Here is an 18028-nt window from a genome sequence, read left to right as displayed (position 1 = left end):
GGGTGGGTAAGGGTTTGCTCTTCGGCATTGATTTCACGGTCAGACCGAAGAGCGTTCTAGCAGCGGACAGTCGACCAATTGCTGGTCGGCAGTGATCGGCTGTCCTGCTGTGAGAGCTGCGAGCGTCTGGACTCCCAGTGCGCCCATTTTTTCGAAGGGCAACGCAACCGTGGTCAGCTTTGGCCTGAGGTAGGCCGCAATCAGTTCCTGGTTGTCGAAGCCGATCACGGCGATGTCGCCGGGGATGGTCAGTCCCCGTTCCTTGATGGCGTCATAAGCGCCCATCGCCATGCGGTCATTGAGGCAGAACAGGGCGGTTGGCCTTTGATCTTTCGGGTAGCGGTCCAGGATTTCGCAGGCCGCCTCGTAGCCTCCATCTGCCGTCGCATGCCCGGACACCACCAGCTCCGGATCCAGTTCGAGCCCGGCGCCGGCGAGTGCTTCGCGGGCACCCTCCAACCGCCCGACGGCCGCGGGAATGTGCGGGTCCAGGTTGATGACTCCGATCCTGCTGTGGCCGGCCCGGAGCAAACGATCGACGGCAACCCTGCCGCCCGCGCGCTCGTCCGGGACGATCGAGGGCAGCTTCCCGTCCGCGTCGAAACAATTGATCAGGACGGTGGGAACCTCGTGGGCGCTTTCCGGAACATGCACGCCGCGGTGGTACGTTGCCGCGTACAAAAGTCCTTCCACTCGTTGTTCCAGCAGCTTTTCCGTTGCTGCATCTTCCAGGCCTTGATTGGGTCCTACGGCATCGGCCTGGTCGGAAGGCGCGATGAGCAGGAACCGATGGTCAAGCCAGGCCTGGTCCTGGGCGCCCTTGATGATGTCCACCGCAAACGGGGCCGTCACGATCTCGGTGACGAGTCCGTACCAATCACTGCGCTGGGAAGCCAGTGCGCGTGCTCCGGCGTTCGGGCGGTAACCCAAAGCCTGCACGGCGTCGTTGATGCGGGTGCGCGTTTCCTCAGAAATGCTGGCGTTTTCGCGGTTGCTCAGCACGAACGAGACCGCTGTACGGGAGACACCGGCGTGCTGGGCGACATCACTCATGGTGACACCCCGCTGCCGCACAGTCGCGGCTTTCTGGGGGGTCGTGGTTTTCGCCATTGAATGCTCCGGTGGTCTTCGTTGGTCCTGGGTGTTGTGCCAGGGTTCGGTCTGAGGTGTTCCCGCGCTTGCGCTGAAGTAACGCGAGTTACCTACAGCATTGTGAGCGAGGTTACACGCGTTACTTCGTAGCTGTCAACGGCTTCCACCGGGATACCACCCGGCACGAGCACACATCGAACTTCCTCGTGGCGGCTTAGCTGGCCGCTTGTTGGGCCAGCGTGTGGGCGAGGCGGTAGGAGGCGGTCCCGGTTTCGATGATGGTTCCGTTGAAGGTGAGCCGGTCCACGATGGCCGCGCAGAGGCGGGTTGATGTGTCTGCATCGGATATTCTGCCCCGTGGTTTTCTTTGAAATCGTTGACTTGTCCGGTGGACAGGTCGTAACTTCCCCTTTTGACAACGTTGTCCACGTTCCGGTGGCTCTGGCGCAGAACGCGCGCAGGATTTGATTCAACCAAGTCCCTGCAAAACCAGCCCGGGCGACAACCGGCATTACCTGCCTGTCACTGTCGACACGAAAGGTGGATATGTGCGCCGCACACATTCCGGTCCCGGGCTGACACCCGGACCAAAATCAAAAAAGGGTCTCAACGCCCTGATCCTCGCAGCCGTAATGACTGCTGGCAGCGCCCTTCCGCTGTCCGCCCCGGCTCTGGCCGCGGACACCTCCGGGGCGGCCTCGACGCCTTCCGGCGCGGCCGGGACTTCCGCGCCCTACTCCGAGACATACCGGCCCCAGTTCCACTTCAGCCCGGCGACGAACTGGATGAACGATCCGAACGGTCTGCTCTACTACCAGGGCGAATACCACATGTTCTTCCAGTACAACCCTTCCGGGGATACCTGGGGCAACATGTCTTGGGGCCACGCCGTCAGCACCGACCTGGTGCACTGGACGCAGCTACCGCTGGCCATTCCGCAGGATGGGAAAGACATGATCTTCTCCGGTAGTGCGGTCATCGACAAGAACAACACGACAGGTCTCGGCCAGCCGGGCAACCCTGCCATGGTGGCCATCTACACGGCGGCCGATAAAGCCACAGGCAAGCAGTCCCAGGCTCTCGCCTACAGCACGGACAAAGGCCGCACCTTCACCAAGTACGCCGGGAACCCTGTCCTGGATATCGGCTCGAACAATTTCAGGGACCCGAAAGTGTTCTGGTACGAGGCCGGGCATGAGTGGCTGATGTCAGCCGTGCTGTCTGACCAGCACAAGGTGACTTTTTACAGTTCTCCTGACCTGAAAACGTGGAAACATCTGAGTGATTTCGGACCTGCCGGTGCCACCGGCGGCGTCTGGGAGTGCCCGGATCTGTTCCCCTTGCCGGACCCGGCCAATCCCGGGAAACAGAAGTGGGTACTCACGGTCAACCTCAACCCCGGCGGGATCGCCGGGGGTTCGGGCGTGCAGTATTTCACGGGAAGTTTCGACGGTACGACGTTCACCTCCGATGACAAACCCTACGTCGCCCCGGCGGGAACCCCGCTGGACAGTTTCGAGACCGGCAGCTTCGGGAGCTGGACAGCCACCGGCACCGCGTTCGGCACCTCGCCCGCCGCCGGCACGCTGCCCAACCAGCAGACCGTCTCCGGATTCCCGGGCAACTACCTGGTCAACAGCTTCAACGGCGGCGACGGGTCAACCGGGACGCTGAGCTCGCAGACATTCACGGTCAGCAAGCCCCACCTGAACTTCCTCGTCGGCGGCGGCAACCACCCCTACGTACCCAACACGGTACCGTTCGGCACCCTGCCGACCGGTCAGGTCTTCAACGACTTCTCAGGGACCACCTACGGTGCCGGGTGGACCGCCACCGGATCCTTCGTCAACTCCGGCCCGTCGACAGAGAGCCTGCCCAACCAGCTCGGCCCGAAGGTGCTGGACACCTATGCGCCCGCTGGAGATCCCGGCACGGGCACCATCACCTCGCCGACGTTCACGGTCAACAGCCCGTACATCGATCTCCAGGTCGCCGGCGGGAACCACCCCTCGGGCCACGCGAACCCGACCGCGGTAAACCTGATCATCGGCGGACAGGTCGTCGCGACCACCACCGGCCCCAACAGCCCTGACCTGACGTGGACGAACTGGGACGTGAGCAAGTACCAAGGCCAGCAGGCACAGATCCAGGTCGTGGACCAGAACGACGGGTCCACCGGAGGATGGGGCCACCTCATGGTGGGCGACATCGTCTTCGCCGACACCGCAGCCAAGCCCTGGGACACACAGACCTCCGTCAACCTCGTGGTGGACGGAAAAGTCGTGCGAAGCTCCACTGGACAGGACAGCGAAAGCCTGGACTGGAACAGCTGGGACCTCAGCGACCTTCAAGGAAAAACCGGGCACATCGAAATCAGCGACAACAACACAGGGGGCTGGGGGCATATCCTCGCCGACCAGTTCACCCTCTCCGACACCGCTGCACAACCGGCAATCCAGCGCGCACACTGGGTCGATTACGGCAAGGACAACTACGCCGGAGTCAGTTTCAACGACGCCCCCGGCGGCAAACGGATCATGATCGGCTGGATGAACAACTGGGACTACGGAGGATCCATCCCCACCTCACCCTGGCGCAGCGCGATGACGGTCCCCCGGGAGCTGTCACTTCAAAACGTTGACGGGGTAACCCGTCTGGCGCAGACACCGGTCAATCAGCTCAACGAACTCACCACAGGGCCGTCCGTCCACGAGGAGAAAATGTCCGTGCCCGCCGGAAGCACCGTCCTGCCGGCGACAGGGAAAGCGGTCGACATCACCGCGTCCTTCGCTGCCGGTACCGCCGGCTCCTATGGACTGAAGGTCCGCACCGGGTCCGGCCAGGAAACTCTCATCGGTTATGACAACAAGTCCGGACAGGTCTACATCGACCGGACCAAGTCCGGCGCCGTAGGATTCAGCTCCAGCTTCCCCGGAGTCCAGACCGCGCCGCTAACCACGACGGGAGGAGCGGTCAAACTTCACATCCTGGTCGACTGGTCCTCGGTCGAAGTCTTCGCCGACGACGGAAAGATCGTCCTGACAGACCAGATCTTCCCCGACCCGTCCAGCCAAGGCATCGAAGCTTTCTCCAACGGAGGAAACGCTAACCTCACCTCCCTGGACGTCAAGCAGATGAAGTCAGCCTTGCCATCAGCTAGCCCCCAGCAATAACAGCGAATCCCGGCAACACACACATACCAGACCGCTGCGCCCGCAACGTACCCGCTGCGGGCGCAGCACCCATCCCGTGCTCGCTCATCGCCGACAGCCTGGAGGCCCGCAACCGGCAAAGCGCTGATTTCGATTTCCCGGCGCGCATCACCCACTCGTTTGAGGATTCTCCTGAGCAGCCAGTTCGTGTCCTCGTTGGATCCGCCGTCCGGCGCGGCGAAGAACGCATATCCGGCTACATGGACTTCCTGACTCCAGTTGGTCTCGATGTTAAATGCTCAACGGCCGTTGCCGCCCCGAGGAAATCCGGGTGGTGCAACGACCGCTAGGAGCCAGGCACTGTTCGTTTCGGCCCGTGCGTGGCCTCCGGCCTTGGCCGGGACCTAGTCCAGTGGATGGAGCCAGGTCAGGACCGAGCCGTCGCCTTCGATGTGCCCGGCAAGTTCCGCGTTGAATTTCCGGCCGTATTCCGCCCCGATGTGTTCCTCGAATGCCGCTTCATCGCGGTAGACCTCGAACACGAAGTATTCCCGCGGGTTGGTTTCGCGGGTGTAGGGCAGGAACATGACGTTCCCTGGTTCCCGGCGGACGTGGCCGGTGAGCTCTGCCATCATTTCGGCCACCCTCGCTTCGCTGCCTTCCCTGACGGTGAATTCCGCGTACAGTGTTTTGGTCATGTCCTGTCCTTTGCTTGGTGGGTTCGGCTGTCTTGCAGAGTTGGGTGTTAGTTCAGTGGCGGGATCTCGCCGGATCCCCTGGGGATCAGTTCTGACGGGACAGTGTAGGTTTTCGGGGCGCGGTCGTCTCCGTCGATTCTGGCGAGGATCCGTTCGGCGGCGAGTTTGCCGATGCGCTCGGGGTGCTGGGCGATCACGGTGATCCCCGGTTCCATCATGTCGGCCAGGGTGAAGTCGTCAAATCCGATCAAGGCAACCCTGTGATGCAACCCGAGGGATCTCAGGGCGCGCATGGCACCGAAGGTGATCAGGTTCTGGCTGGAGAAGATCGCGGTGGGAGGGTTCTCTGAGGTGAGCAACTCGATCGCCGCCCGAAGGGCGGTCTCCTCGTCGTGGAGTCCGTTGCGCACCGGGATGGTTGACGTCGCAATCCCGGCCCTGCCGATTTCCTCCAGGAACCCCGTGCGGCGTTTCGTTGCCGTCTGGATGTCCGTCCGGTCGCCGAGGTAGGCCAGCTTCGTGTGGCCGTGCCGGATGAGGTGCGCGGCCGCCTTTGCGGCACCCACCTCATTGTCCGTGACCACCGCGTCCGCTTCGATGCCCACCGGCTCGCGGTCGATGAACACCATGGGCAGGGACCGTGAGTGCTCCGGGATGACGTACGCCTGGCTCCTGGCGATCGGGGTCAGGACAAGTCCGTCAACCCGGCGCCCCAGGAAAGCGGAAATCAGCTTCTTCTCCCTTTCCGGGTCGTCATCCAGGCTCGAGGCGAAAACCGCAATCCCGCGCTCGGTCAACGCGTCTTCCAGCGCCCGGTGAATCTCCCCGCTGAAGGGATTGGACACACTGGGAAGCAACAACCCGATGGACTGGGTCTTGCGACCGGACCGTTTCAGGCTGCCTGCGGTCATATCCAGGTGATACTGCAGCTGTTCCGTGGCCCGGAGCACCCTCTGGCGCGTTTCCTCTGAAACACCGGGTTCGTTGTTCACGACTCGCGAGACCGTCTTGATCCCTACCCCTGCGAGATCCGCCACGTTTTTCATCGTCGGAGGCCTCCGACCGGAAACGGATTGGTAACGATTAGACACCGTTGTCAACGAACTGCTCCTCATCATCGAATAACACTTGACTCCACCGTGTGAGCTTGGTTACATGATACATGACATCGTTGTCTGGCGCCGGAAGGGCGCCACAAACACAGGAGTTTCAATGTTGAGTTCCAAAGCCCCGAGGCCGGCCGCGACCCGCCTTCTTGCCGCCGGCGCAGTCCTGACCCTCGGCGCACTTAGCTTGACCGCCTGCGGAGGCAGTTCCTCCAGCTCTTCCTCCAGCGGAGGCGCCGCCGGAAAGATCGGCGTTTCGCTGATCGTGAAGACCACCTCCAACCCCTACTTCGTGGCGATGGAGGACGGCGCGAAGAAAGCAGCCGAAGGCGGCAATATCGACCTGAAGCTCGCTGCCGGCAAGTCCGACGGCGACGAAGACACCCAGATCCAGGCCATCGAGAACGCCATCTCCAGCGGTGACAAGGGCATCCTGATCACGCCGAACGGGCCCGCCGTCGTCGACGCGATCAAGAAGGCCCGCGACGCGGGGCTGTACGTGATCGCCCTGGACACCCCGCCGGACCCGGCAAGTGCCGTGGACATCACCTTCGCCACCGACAACTTCGCGGCCGGCAAGCAGATCGGCCAGTGGACCGCGGCGCAGCTGGACGGCAAGAAGGCCACCATTGCGCTGGTGGACCTGTTCAGCGACAAGGTCGTCTCGGTTGACTACAACCGCGACCAGGGGTTCCTGACCGGTTTGGGCATCGACACCGCCGACAAGACGAAGAACGGTGACGAGGCCAAGACCGGCAAGTACACCGGCGGCAAGGGCGGGGACTACGAGATCGTCGGCAACCAGGCGTCCCAGGGCGCCGAAGACGGCGGCCGCACGGCGATGGAAACCCTGCTCTCGAAGAACCCGAACATCAACGTCGTCTACACGATCAACGAACCTGCCGCGGCAGGCGCCTATGAGGCCCTGAAGGCCGCGGGCAAGGACAAGGGCGTACTGGTCGTCTCCATCGACGGCGGCTGCACCGGCGTGAACAACGTCAAGTCCGGCATCATCGGCGCCACTGCCCAGCAGTACCCGGTGAAGATGGCCCAGCTGGGCGTCCAGGCCATCCAGGACCTGGCCACCTCAGGCAAGAAGCCCACGGTCTCAGCGGGCCTGGACTTCTTCAACACCGGCTCCGCACTCGTCACGGACAAGGCAGTTTCCGGACTGCAGAGCATCGATACCACGGCTGCTTCCCAGATTTGCTGGGGCAAGTAAAGCCTCCCTCTGCGGGGAGCCGCGCCAAAGGCGTCTCCCCGCAGCATCCCCAGCACGACAACAGTTATAGAACATTGAAGTTCAGGAGCTATTCAAGTGACCCAGCAACAGACCGCCGGCCCGCCGAGCGCCGGGCATGCTGATTTGGCCGAGGAATTCCTCGACCGCCAGACCCCCCTCAGCAGAATCCGCAACATTCTCCACCGCTACCCGGCCCTGAGCCCCGCCATTGTCCTGCTGATCGCGGTAGTGGTCTTCGGGATCCTCAATGAACGCTTCCTGCGGGTGGAGAACCTGTCTCTCATCACGCAGCAGGTCGCCGTGGTGGGGACCCTGGCGATCGCCCAGACCCTGATCATCCTGACCGCCGGCATTGACCTCTCGGTCGGGGCGGTCATGATCCTGTCCTCGATGGTGATTGCCCAGCTCGCCGTCAGCAACGGCATCCCCGGGCCGCTCGCCCTCATTGCAGGTCTCGCCGTCGGTCTGGCGGCCGGGGCACTCAACGGCTTCCTGGTGACCAGATTCCGGCTCCCGCCGTTCATCGTCACCCTCGGAACCCTGAACATTTTCGTCGCCCTGACGCTCCTTTACTCCGGCGGCAGCACGGTCCGCGGATCCGCGATGCCGCCGGTGCTCACCTGGCTGGGGAGCACCTTCCCGATCGGACCCGTCCGCATCTCCACCGGCGTCGTGATGATGATCCTGCTCTACGTCGTCGTCGCCTTCATCCTGGGCAAGACAGCCTGGGGGCGGCACGTCTACGCCGTGGGCGATGACAAGGAAGCCGCGCGGTTGGCCGGCATTCCTGTGAGCCGCGTGCTGATGAGCGTCTACCTTGCCGCCGGGGCGGTGCTGGCAGTCGGTGCCTGGATCCAGATCGGCCGCACCAACGCCGCCAGCCCGAACGCCGGGGTCGACCTGAACCTGGACTCCATCACCGCCGTCGTGATCGGCGGAACCAGCCTCTTCGGCGGCCGCGGTTCCATCTGGGGTTCCCTGCTCGGAGCATTGATCGTCGGCATCTTCCGCAACGGCCTCTCACTCGCAGGCCTGGACGTTCTCTACCAGACTCTCGCCGTAGGAGTCCTGATCATCGTTGCCGTGTCTATCGACCAGTGGATCCGAAAGGTCAAGTCATGACCATGACAGAATTTGCAGCCTCCCCCACCGCCACCCGCGAACCCATCCTCAAGGCCAGGAACCTCGTCAAGACCTTCGGCCGCGTCGTCGGACTCGACGGCGTGAGCCTGGACCTTTACCCGGGCGAAGTCCTGGCCGTCATCGGCGACAACGGCGCCGGCAAGTCCACGCTCATCAAGTGCCTCACCGGCGCCGAAATCCCCGACACCGGGGAACTTTACGTATCTGGACAGGAGGTGCACTTCAAACGACCCCAGGACGCCCGGGTCCACGGCATCGAAACGGTCTACCAAAACCTGGCCGTCTCACCAGCCCTCGATGTCGCCTCGAACCTGTTCCTCGGCCGCGAAGAACGGCTCCCCGGCCCCTTGGGGAGCGTGTTCCGGATGCTCGACACCAAAGGCATGCGCAGGAAGGCAAAGGAAGAACTGACCCGCCTGGGCATCTCCACCCTTCAGGACGTCACAGTTCCGGTCGAAAATCTTTCCGGCGGCCAGCGCCAGGCCGTCGCCGTGGCCCGCGCGGCGGCTTTCGGGTCCAAGGTCGTTGTCCTGGACGAGCCGACGGCGGCCCTGGGCGTGCGCGAATCAAACCAGGTCCTCCAACTCGTCCGCGACCTGCGCGACCGCGGCCTGCCGGTCATCCTGATCAGCCACAACATGCCGCACGTGTTCGATGTGGCCGACCGGATCCACATCCAGCGCCTGGGCAAGTGCGCGGCCACCATCACCCCGCAATCCCACAGCATGACCGACGCCGTCGCCATCATGACAGGAGCCGCAAAGGCCTGACAGGCCCACCGGCACCTCCCGCTCCACCGGAGCCCCTTCTCCGTCCGCGGACCTGCTAACAGGTCCGCGGACGGATCCATACCGGGCTCCCACCAGTCAACCCGAAGAAAGAACCCCGATGCACAAGCCCCAACCGGACGGCTCCAACCACGAGCTGATAGACGTTGTCGTCATCGGCGAAGCCCTGATCGACATCGTCAACGGCCCCGAAGGATCCATCAGTTATCCGGGCGGGTCCCCGGCCAACGTCGCCTACGGCCTTGGCCGGCTCGGCGTCCGGACCGGGCTGCTCACGGCAATCGGCGACGACGAACACGGCACAACCATCACCAACCACCTCCACAGCGCAGGCGTCGAGCTTCTTCCCGGATCCACTTCTCTTGAACGGACGGCCACCGCCACCGCGACATTGGCTCCCGACGGCTCAGCCAGCTACGAGTTCGACATCGCCTGGCGGCTGGCACCTGCGGCCCCGGCCATGATCCCGAAAATTCTGCACACGGGCTCGATCGCCACGTTCCTGGCCCCTGGAGCCGGCACCGTCCGCACTCTTCTCGAGCAGTTCCACCAGTCCTGCCTGGTCACTTACGACCCCAATATCCGCCCTGCTCTCCTTGGCAGCCACACCGAGGCAACGACGATCTTCGAGGACCTGCTTCCGCTCACGGACGTCGTCAAACTCAGCGACGAAGATGCACACTGGCTCTACCCCGGATGGTCCCCGGACGACGTGGCCGCCCACTTGCTGCAACATGGCGCGCGCCTGGCCGTCATCACCAAGGGCGCCGACGGTGCCCTGCTCGCCACACCCGGCGCCCGGTTCAGCATCCAGTCCGTGAAAACCGAAGTTGCCGACACCATCGGGGCAGGCGACTCCTACATGGCCGCACTCATCTTCGGACTGCTGACCCGGGGCGACGAAGCATTCGGACCGGCCGCACTCCGAAACATCGGACAAACAGCGTCAATGGCCGCCGCAATCACGGTCAGCCGGCCCGGAGCCAACCCGCCGACCTCCAACGAGCTTCTTACACGGCTGGCCAAGCTTCAACGACCCTATGCCACCATCTACTCTGGGTAGCCGTCTCCGCCAAACCACTCCCGCTGGGCGAACTCAGGGAGAGGTGCAAAGCACCTCTCCCTGCTGGAAGGCTCCAAGACCCCGATCTGAGGCCGCTCCACGGGACGATGAGGCGTACGCAGTCCACCGGCTCGATGTTCCAATATTGAGGCGACCGGGGCCGCTGGTTCGGATGATGGTCAGCAGCCGCAGGGAGCGCTTGTGGCCGCCGGCCAATAGGACGCGAAAAATCATCCGTTCCGCTACAAGGCAGCCGCCCGGACCAGACGGGCCCCACTGCACGGTCACGCGACTCCGGAGACACCGGACCCTGGTCCAGGTGGGTGTTCATGTCGAGGGTGAATCGTCCGTAGGGGTTGATATGAGTCCAGAACAACGGCGTCAGACCCCTGCGGTCTACCGGCTCGAGCAAGCCATTGAACTACTCGGAAGCGCGGACGAAACGGGGCGGATGCGGTCGGGTGTCCTCCAGCGCGCTGCGGGTGTGCCAGACCGTGATTCCCTCGGCGCCGATGAGTCCGAGAGAATCCCCGACGTTGACGGTAGACCTTCCGGGAGGGTGGGTGACCCCCGATAGTCCCTCCAGAATGACGGTGTCGTTGGTGCCGGTCAGCGTCAGGACGGCAGTTTGGGTGTCGAAGGTGATCGAACCTGCGATGGGAGCGTAGATGCTCTGTCGGTCCTTTGCATGCACCTCGACGGCAAGAGCGACGTTGATCGGTTCAAGTTCGCTTCCCGGGTAAGGCGGGCTTCACCGTAGCGGGTCAGTAGGACCTCGGCGTCCACGCGGTCCCCGTCAATGAGTCGCTGTTCCTGACCTGGACCTTCCAGCCAGGAACCTTCGCTGAAGGAGTTGCTGTCCCAGCCCAGATTCACGGCCCGACGTCGTTGCGCCTCCGCGCAACGACGATCGCTACCTTAGGTCGAGCCGACGCAGGCCCGCACCGATGGCCACCGCGGCCACACCCGATCGGGATCCTGTGCCATTTTGACGAGGATGTTCTCCACGTGTGTTGTGACGGTGCGGATTGAAATGCCGAGTTCGGAGGCAATCTGCTGATTTGAGCGCCCCGCCGTTATTCGATCGATGACCTCGGCTTCCCTCGTGGTCAGTCCGAACGGAAGTTCCATCGGTGTTTCAACGATCAGGGCAACGTCGCGGTGTCCTGCCCATGCCGCGGCCGTGCGGGTGATTTCCAGGCCGACCGTGCCGTCGTCGGAGGCCCAGAGCCCTGAGACGGAGGCTGCGTCGCCTGCGAGAAAGCGGGCGACGAATTCGCGGAAATGCGGCTGAAAAACCACGCTGCTCATGTCCCGGGAGATGACGAGGCGGGGAGCGTCCTGTCCGTCGAAGAGGGCGGCTTTGCAGTCTTCCCTTAGCCGGAGAGTGGGGTAGCCCGCCGTTTGACGTCGGCACAGCTCAGCGACGATCGGTGAGAGAGCGCCGATGAGGTCCCGGGCATCATCGTCGAAGTTGTGGAAATGAGCGGCGGAGAGATGGAGCATTCCGGCGTACTGGCCATCGTCGGAAATCAGGCACGTGCTCATCCCCTCAGAAAAGCCTGCCGGTGCCAGCGCGGTCTGATACAGACGGGTTTCCCGGTAGTCGTACTTCAGGTCATCAATGCGCAACGGTCGATGCAGTTTCAACAGCTTCCGATGTGCCTTGGTTGCAGCGTAAGGATCGCCCAACGCGGCCAGGGTTTCCGGCTGGTAACCATCATTTGCCAAGACATCATGCCGGGCCTGGGCTGGGTTCCAGAAGAGCAACGCGGCAGCGTCATGCCTGGTTCCGTCGGCCAGGCCCGGGGGAGTGGACTCCGGTAGTCCGCAGCCGCGCCCGCCGGCTGATCGTTTAACGGTCCAGCGCCGGAATGCTCGGGCCCCGGTGGTTCGCTGGCGGATCCTCCTGTCCGGGAGTGTCACGGACCATGAGGTGTCCGGTGCGGACGCCGTTCATGATCCCGCCGCGGACAGCCACGCCGGGGCCGACGCCGTGACCGTCGACGCCCTCGTGCACTTACACTTCTAGCACCGTGCCCGAGGAGCCCGTGTGAGGCTGCCTCAACGGCCTGGTGACGCCGGTTTTCAACCGATCGCTACCCCTGCCGCAGTCGGCCGGCTATTCGTTCAACCGCTACTCCGCATGTACCGGCAGTCAGGGGCGACGATAGGGTTGGTGCATGAGCGCACCGGATACTACACACGACTGGCGGCCCCTGTGGGCGCGGCTCAACGAGGGCGAGGAAACAGTTCCCGTCGGCGTCCTGATGACCGCCCCGCCGGGCGAGGTCAACAGCGCGCCGCCGATGGAGTCCGAGTTCGGCGTGTTCGAGGCGCCCTTGGAGGATTACGACGTCGTGGAGCTGACGCGCTTCGACCGCCCCTTGGCGCGGGGCCGGGTGGTGTTCGGCGATGGTTTCGCTGTGGTGGGCCCGGTGCGCGCAGTGGACGGCGACGCTGTGGCGCTCGATCACGAGGCCGTGGTTCTGGCCCGACTGGCGGAGGAAGCGTTCGTCGAAGGCGCGGAAGTCGTCTATGCGCCCGTGGACGCCGGGGCGGCGGACCGGTACGAGGCCCTCGGCTGGACGCGGGCGGGCGAACTGGCCCCCTAGGTGCAAGGCCGCTTGCTTAGAGCTCGTTTGGGTTAAGTTTTCGGCATGGCGCGTAGCGGCTGAATTGACGGCCTTGGCGCAAAAATGAGGGTGCCACAATGTGCACACACCCGGGGCTGTACTGGACATGTTTTCTGTAGTTTCCTGTGTTTTCTGCGGTCGGAAGCCGGTTCGAGTCCCACTTTCGCACGTGTTTCCTCAGGTCAGGGGGCCTTTGGCGACATCCTGAAGGTCAGAGGAAGACGGAGCCGTCCGAAGAGATGACGGATCCGTCTTCCTCTGGGAGTGAAGCGGTCTAGGAATGCCTTCACCGTATTTCCTTTGACCTGAGATCAGCCGGCACGCCAATCCAAACTCACGCAGGAGAGACTCAACTGACCTCAAGTGTCCCTTCACCGGTCACAGCGCTGGTGCCCGGCGAGTCGTGGGTGCCCTGGTTCACGCCGTCCCAGGCCTGAGCATAGGAATCTGACATGCCAGCGGGGAAAGCTTCCAGTGAGGTCTAGCAGCTGGAAGCGGCTAGGCATCGATCACCAAATCGGTTCGTGCGGTGGAGCAGCAGGGCAGGAACTTGCCTGCCTCGATTTCCCGTGCCCGGATCCCGCCCTGGTGGTTCATCTCGACCTCCCCGGAGAGTTTGACGACCTTGCAGGACCCGCACATGCCCTCTTTGCAGTTCGCGCCGATCCTGACGCCCGCACGCTGGGCCACCCCGAGGATGTGTTCGGCGGGGTCGATGCGCACGTTGATGCCGGTGCGCATGAAGGACAGGGTGAGGCTTCCCGTTCCGACCGTGTCGAAGCTCGAGGCATCGGAGGACCCGGCCTCCGGTCCCACGTCCGGGCTGCCTTCGGGGGCTTCGGGACCGGGCACGTCCGGGTCGACGGTTTCCAGCGGCAGCCCCGTGGCCATTAGGGTTCCCTCGGCGTCGTAGCCAGGCTCGTAGAGCCCGAACGCAGTGGGCTGGCTCTCGTAGTAGTCCTCGGCGGAATGGGCGATTTCGTCGGCGATTTCCTCCGCAATGTCCACTGCAAGCGCGAGTTCGGCCTGGTATTCAAGGATCGTCTGGCGGTCTCCCGAGAAGAACTCCATGTAGATGGAGGTGTCGTCGACGCCGACTTTCTTGAGGAGCTCGGTGGCGGTGTTCAGGTAACCCTCGGGGCCGCAGGCATAGACCTGGCGGCCGTTGGCATCGGGAGCCACCTCCTCGAGCATGGCCGCCGTCAGCCTTCCGGTGAGCCCTTCCCACCCCTCGGGTTTGCTGCGGTCGCCTAGGGAGTAGAAGACCTTGACGCGCGAGTCAACGGAGGCGATGTAGGCGAGCTCCTGGTGGAAGGCAAAGTCTCCAGCCGCCGCTCCGTGGTAGAGCACCACGACATCGGCCTGTCCGGGCAGGGAGTGGATGGTCCGCACCATCGACATGATGGGGGTGATGCCGGCGCCGGCGGCCAGGAACAGGTACCGTGCCCGCCGGTCCGCGTCGGGCAGGTGGAATGCCCCGACCGGTCCGAGCATGTCGAGAACGGTGCCGGGTTTGAGGTACTGGTGCACCCACGGCGAGACCTGTCCCGTGGGGTCGCATTTGACTGTGATGTCGAAGGTCCACGGCTTGGTGGGCGAACTGGACAGTGAGTAGCTGCGGTCCACCGCGTCCTGGTCCTCGCCGTTCACGGGAAAGGCGACGTTCACGTACTGGCCCGGACGGAACGCCAGCGGCGCACCATCGCGGCGGCGAAACACGAAGGTCATCATGCCGCCCACCTCGGGAACGGTCTCGACACACTCGGCCAAGAACTCCTGCGGATGCCAGGGGCCCAATGCGCGGGCGGCGCTTGCGGGTCCCTCTGTGCTGCCCATCACCCTGTTCCACGGCATCTCAAGGCCGCGAATGCGCTGTGGTTCCTGGATGGCCGTCTCGGTGAGGAGTTCAATCATGCCAAGTGCTCCTGCACGCGCTGCACGTACCAGTTGATGAACGCCTCCACCTGGTATTCACTCTTCATGTACGGGCCGGGCTCGTAGGCGGGGCTGCTGGCGCCCTTCTGGCATAGCTCCACGAACGCCTTATCCTGCAGATTGGTCTGCTTCCAGGTGTAGGTGAGTTTCTCCAGGTCGTAGTCGACGCCTTCCTCGGCGTCGTCAGCCACCAGCCAGGTGGTGCGTACCAGTGTCTGGTGTTCGTTGATGGGGAAGACGGCGAACGTGATGACGTGGTCCCCGAGGAAATGGAACCAGCTGTTGGGCTGCAGGTGCATCGAGCAGCGGCCAAGGCGGAAGTCCCGCAAGTCGCCGAGCAGCTTCTTGGAGAGCCTGCGCCCATCGGGTGAGAAGGATTCGCCCTCGCCGTCGAGTGAGTCCCGTGAGATGCGGATTCCCGCTATGCGGGTGTCGAGCTCCTCGATGACCTCATAGGGAAGGCCATAGCGGCGGCAACGCTCCTCGAGCGAGGACTGTGCTTCCTTGTTGCGGTCCCACACTTCTTCGAGATGGGCCGGAATCAGGCCCTCCGTCAGGCCCCAGGTGGGAAAGAGGGAGCACGCGAGCTCCGGGTGGCCGTCGCAGTGGTAGCACTCACGGTTGTTCTCCATGACGAGCTTCCAGTTGCCCTCCTCGATGATGTTCTGCTGGTAGGCGATCTTCGTCTTCGACAGATCGTGGGGCGCGAGGTAAGGCTCGAAGATCTTTCCGGTTTCGTCGAAATCCGTCGGCGGTTCGTCCGCAATGCAGACGAAGATGAGTCCGGCGAACACGCGGCTGTGGGCGCGCTTGAGGCCGAAGCAGCTCTTGTCGAACTTCGTTTCCCCCGGTGCCGAGGCGTGGATTAGATCGCCGTTGGGGGAGTAGGTCCAGGAGTGATAGCCGCATACCAGGTTTCCCGTTGACCCGGCGGGTTCGGTCAGGACGCGGGCTCCGCGGTGGCGGCACACGTTGTGCAGGACGTTCACGCCGCCGTCGTCGTTGCGCAGCACGATCAGGGAGTAGGGCCCATAGTCGACGGTGACGTAGTCGCCCGGCTCCGGCAGTTCGGCGATGCTGGCGGCAAAGATCCAGTGCTGGCCAAAAATGGCTTCCATGTCGATGTTGAAAATCGTCGGATCGGTGTAGAAGGGGGCATTGAGGGAATACCCCACGCGCCGGAACTCGAACAACTCGGTGATTTCCGCCAGCTGCTCGGCAGGCAATGACGAAGCGAGTTTTCGGCGTGAATTGAGGGGCGCGTTCACTGGAGCAGACATGTGTTTCCTCCCGGGAGGGCTGGGTAGGGGGCGATCCATCGAGACCAGGGTTGGTGGGTGCAATCGCCGTTGTCGAACGTTTTATTCATGAGATTAGGACCGATCGATCTGCAACAAAAGCGCAAGATTTAGGAGATAACAGTGCACAATTGATGCATGATCGATCCACGGCTCATAACACTTCGGGTGTTTGCCCAGTGCGGCACCATTGGCGCAACCGCGGAGCTCACAGGTTATTCTCCCTCCGCCGTCTCCGCGCAGTTACGGGAGTTCCAGCGCGTGCTTGGAATGCAGCTGCTGACGAAGGACGGCCGGGGTGTGCGGCTGACCGCCACAGGCCGTTTTCTCGTGGCGGGCTCGGACACCCTCATAGCCGAATGGGAGAGCCTGCGCGCTGCGGCGATGGAGGCCGGCGACCAGATGCCCACCCGTTTTGGCCTCGGCGGATTCTCCACCGCGGCCGCCCAGTTGCTCGCGCCTCTGGCCGCCACCCTGCGCTCAACACACCCGTCGCTGGAGGTGCAGGTACTCGAGGCCAACCCGGCGCGCTGCTTCGACTTATTGGTTGCCGAGCGAATCGACATCGCCGTCATCGTCGCCATGCAGTCCGACACCTATGTTGAGGACGATCAGCGCTTCGAGCAGACCGTTCTGCTCGACGATCCCCTGGACGTGATCATTCCCTCCAATCATCCGTTGGCATCGCGGGAAAAAGTGACGCTCGAAGAGCTGGCGTCGGAACCCTGGATCACCGAGGCTGCGGGATCCACCTACCATTCCCTATTCGCAGCGGCGTTCACGGCAGTCGGGGTGACGCCGCGAATTGCCCATGAGGCCGTGGAATGGGAAACTCAGATCGCCTTCGTTGGTGCGGGGCTGGGCGTGGGCCTGCTGCCGCGACTGGCGCCCCTGCATAGTGCCGAAAACGTGGTTCGACTGCGCATTACTGGCAAGGGGAAGCCCTCGCGGCGCATTGTCGCTGCGGTGCGCAGTGGCAGCATTGCATCGCCCCTGATCCAGGAGTCGCTCGGCATCCTGCGGGCCAGCGCCAATCGAATCCTCACCGCCCGACCCGAAGATGACCCCTGAAATCGCCTGGCCGAGATTCGTTGCCGACGGGCAAGCAGGTCCAGATTATGGCGGCACGTCCGCAGCCGCCGGCCTTGTGCGCCGCACCAGTCGATATGAGGTACTAGGACGCTGGCGTCCGAAGGGGCGTCTGGTCCTTCTGAAGGCCATTGTTGCCGGGACGGATCCCGAGTGCCCAGCCTGATGCGGCTTGAGATGTGCTGGGACAGGGGCTTGCATCAGCGTCCATGTGGTTATTGCTATCCTCCGATGGCGCTCATGCTGCGGTCCGGCTGGATGAAGTCGGGTGCGCCGAGGCCGGTGTGGTCCATGCCGTGCGCTTTGGGTTTGATCCACATGGCGTCCTGCCAGCGTTGGGCGAGTTCCTCGTCGTCCGCTCCGGAGCGAAGGAGTCCCAACAGGTCGAATTCTTCGCGGGAGAACAGGCAGTTCATGATCTTGCCTTCGGCGGTGATCCGTGTGCGCCGGCAATCGGAACAGAAGGGTTCGGTGACGGAGGCGATGATGCCGACGGTGCCCAGGAGCGGACCCGTGGCTTCGGCGGATGCCGGGTCCCGCCGTCGTACTTCGAATCGTTCCGCCGGGGCCCCGTCGCGTTCGCGCGGGTCCGGGCTCAGTGCGAAGTCTCGGGAGAGCAGTTCGCGGATCTCGGCTGCGGTGATCATGTCCCGCCGGGTCCAGCCGTGATCGGCGTCCAGCGGCATTTGTTCGATGAAGCGCAGCTCATAGCCGCGGTCCACGGCCCAGGCCAGGAGGTCGGGGGACTCGGCGTCGTTGATTCCGCGCATGAGGACGGCATTGAT

General features: G+C 63.6%; 15 protein-coding genes and 2 pseudogenes. 7 read left to right on the top strand and 10 right to left on the bottom strand.

All coding sequences use genetic code 11. The annotated features are described in order from the left end of the window. Window positions 1-39 precede the first annotated feature (39 nt). Together AB4074_RS08100 and AB4074_RS08095 are read right to left on the bottom strand one after the other, a co-directional pair. Complete coding sequence (locus AB4074_RS08100; protein ID WP_441412916.1) at window positions 40-1110, bottom strand: LacI family DNA-binding transcriptional regulator; 1071 nt, start codon at window positions 1108-1110, stop codon at window positions 40-42. Between the two features lie 196 nt (window positions 1111-1306). Further along, a pseudogene (locus tag AB4074_RS08095) lies at window positions 1307-1426 on the bottom strand (IS21-like element helper ATPase IstB); the annotation flags it as partial. Between the two features lie 298 nt (window positions 1427-1724). Here AB4074_RS08095 and AB4074_RS08090 point away from each other — a divergent pair. After that, window positions 1725-4265, top strand: a complete 2541-nt coding sequence (locus AB4074_RS08090) for a GH32 C-terminal domain-containing protein (RefSeq protein ID WP_441412915.1) — start codon at window positions 1725-1727, stop codon at window positions 4263-4265. Between the two features lie 383 nt (window positions 4266-4648). On the opposite strand, the gene AB4074_RS08085 is transcribed toward AB4074_RS08090, so the two are convergent. Both AB4074_RS08085 and AB4074_RS08080 read right to left on the bottom strand, forming a co-directional pair. Beyond that, window positions 4649-4942, bottom strand: coding sequence for a putative quinol monooxygenase (locus AB4074_RS08085; protein WP_441412914.1), 294 nt, complete (start codon window positions 4940-4942; stop codon window positions 4649-4651). A gap of 47 nt (window positions 4943-4989) precedes the next feature. Further along, a complete protein-coding gene (locus AB4074_RS08080) occupies window positions 4990-5988 on the bottom strand; it encodes a LacI family DNA-binding transcriptional regulator (protein WP_441412913.1) in 999 nt (332 codons plus the stop codon). Window positions 5989-6154: 166 nt separating this feature from the next. Between AB4074_RS08080 and AB4074_RS08075 the strand changes: the two genes are divergently transcribed. From AB4074_RS08075 to AB4074_RS08060, 4 genes are all read left to right on the top strand, one after another. Further along, a complete protein-coding gene (locus AB4074_RS08075) occupies window positions 6155-7270 on the top strand; it encodes a substrate-binding domain-containing protein (RefSeq protein WP_241708020.1) in 1116 nt (371 codons plus the stop codon). A 96-nt stretch (window positions 7271-7366) separates the two neighbouring features. Then, complete coding sequence (locus AB4074_RS08070; RefSeq protein ID WP_441412912.1) at window positions 7367-8413, top strand: ABC transporter permease; 1047 nt, start codon at window positions 7367-7369, stop codon at window positions 8411-8413. Beyond that, window positions 8410-9204: an ATP-binding cassette domain-containing protein gene (locus AB4074_RS08065; protein WP_441412911.1), complete on the top strand. Its 795-nt coding sequence runs from the start codon at window positions 8410-8412 to the stop codon at window positions 9202-9204. Before AB4074_RS08070 ends, AB4074_RS08065 begins: the two co-directional genes overlap by 4 nt. 118 nt (window positions 9205-9322) lie before the next feature. Next, complete coding sequence (locus tag AB4074_RS08060) at window positions 9323-10285, top strand: carbohydrate kinase family protein (protein WP_441412910.1); 963 nt, start codon at window positions 9323-9325, stop codon at window positions 10283-10285. A gap of 421 nt (window positions 10286-10706) precedes the next feature. Here the strand turns inward: AB4074_RS08060 and AB4074_RS08055 are convergent, their stop codons facing one another. The 3 genes from AB4074_RS08055 to AB4074_RS08045 form a co-directional block, all read right to left on the bottom strand. Beyond that, window positions 10707-10979: a hypothetical protein gene (locus AB4074_RS08055; RefSeq protein ID WP_441412909.1), complete on the bottom strand. Its 273-nt coding sequence runs from the start codon at window positions 10977-10979 to the stop codon at window positions 10707-10709. A gap of 224 nt (window positions 10980-11203) precedes the next feature. Further along, window positions 11204-12016: a response regulator transcription factor gene (locus AB4074_RS08050; RefSeq protein ID WP_441412908.1), complete on the bottom strand. Its 813-nt coding sequence runs from the start codon at window positions 12014-12016 to the stop codon at window positions 11204-11206. A gap of 124 nt (window positions 12017-12140) precedes the next feature. Beyond that, complete coding sequence (locus AB4074_RS08045) at window positions 12141-12305, bottom strand: hypothetical protein (protein ID WP_441412907.1); 165 nt, start codon at window positions 12303-12305, stop codon at window positions 12141-12143. 163 nt (window positions 12306-12468) lie between these two features. Between AB4074_RS08045 and AB4074_RS08040 the strand changes: the two genes are divergently transcribed. Next, window positions 12469-12900, top strand: coding sequence for a hypothetical protein (locus tag AB4074_RS08040; RefSeq protein ID WP_441412906.1), 432 nt, complete (start codon window positions 12469-12471; stop codon window positions 12898-12900). A 519-nt stretch (window positions 12901-13419) separates the two neighbouring features. On the opposite strand, the gene AB4074_RS08035 is transcribed toward AB4074_RS08040, so the two are convergent. Together AB4074_RS08035 and AB4074_RS08030 are read right to left on the bottom strand one after the other, a co-directional pair. Next, a complete protein-coding gene (locus tag AB4074_RS08035) occupies window positions 13420-14835 on the bottom strand; it encodes a ferredoxin reductase (protein WP_441412905.1) in 1416 nt (471 codons plus the stop codon). Beyond that, window positions 14832-16136: an aromatic ring-hydroxylating oxygenase subunit alpha gene (locus AB4074_RS08030; RefSeq protein WP_441412904.1), complete on the bottom strand. Its 1305-nt coding sequence runs from the start codon at window positions 16134-16136 to the stop codon at window positions 14832-14834. The genes AB4074_RS08035 and AB4074_RS08030 overlap by 4 nt, the downstream gene beginning before the upstream one ends. A gap of 156 nt (window positions 16137-16292) precedes the next feature. Here AB4074_RS08030 and AB4074_RS08025 point away from each other — a divergent pair, with 156 nt between their 5' ends. After that, entirely contained in the window at window positions 16293-17225 is a 933-nt protein-coding gene (locus AB4074_RS08025; protein WP_441412903.1) for a LysR family transcriptional regulator, read from the top strand. A gap of 239 nt (window positions 17226-17464) precedes the next feature. Here the strand turns inward: AB4074_RS08025 and AB4074_RS08020 are convergent. Next, window positions 17465-18028: pseudogene (locus AB4074_RS08020) on the bottom strand (GTP 3',8-cyclase MoaA); the annotation flags it as partial.

Source organism: Arthrobacter sp. 2MCAF14, from assembly GCF_052115645.1.
Classification (GTDB): Bacteria; Actinomycetota; Actinomycetes; order Actinomycetales; family Micrococcaceae; genus Arthrobacter.
The sequence above is the reverse complement of the archived record's forward strand: the minus strand, read 5'-3'. Positions and strand labels throughout refer to the sequence as shown.

Coding starts and splice junctions, on each gene's coding strand:
- AB4074_RS08025 (WP_441412903.1), top strand. CDS start 16,293: ATGATCGATCCACGGCTCATAACACTTCGGGTGTTTGCCCAGTGCGGC.
- AB4074_RS08075 (WP_241708020.1), top strand. CDS start 6,155: ATGTTGAGTTCCAAAGCCCCGAGGCCGGCCGCGACCCGCCTTCTTGCC.
- AB4074_RS08040 (WP_441412906.1), top strand. CDS start 12,469: ATGAGCGCACCGGATACTACACACGACTGGCGGCCCCTGTGGGCGCGG.
- AB4074_RS08065 (WP_441412911.1), top strand. CDS start 8,410: ATGACCATGACAGAATTTGCAGCCTCCCCCACCGCCACCCGCGAACCC.
- AB4074_RS08060 (WP_441412910.1), top strand. CDS start 9,323: ATGCACAAGCCCCAACCGGACGGCTCCAACCACGAGCTGATAGACGTT.
- AB4074_RS08090 (WP_441412915.1), top strand. CDS start 1,725: ATGACTGCTGGCAGCGCCCTTCCGCTGTCCGCCCCGGCTCTGGCCGCG.
- AB4074_RS08100 (WP_441412916.1), bottom strand. CDS start 1,110: ATGGCGAAAACCACGACCCCCCAGAAAGCCGCGACTGTGCGGCAGCGG.
- AB4074_RS08085 (WP_441412914.1), bottom strand. CDS start 4,942: ATGACCAAAACACTGTACGCGGAATTCACCGTCAGGGAAGGCAGCGAA.
- AB4074_RS08035 (WP_441412905.1), bottom strand. CDS start 14,835: ATGATTGAACTCCTCACCGAGACGGCCATCCAGGAACCACAGCGCATT.
- AB4074_RS08080 (WP_441412913.1), bottom strand. CDS start 5,988: ATGAAAAACGTGGCGGATCTCGCAGGGGTAGGGATCAAGACGGTCTCG.
- AB4074_RS08030 (WP_441412904.1), bottom strand. CDS start 16,136: ATGTCTGCTCCAGTGAACGCGCCCCTCAATTCACGCCGAAAACTCGCT.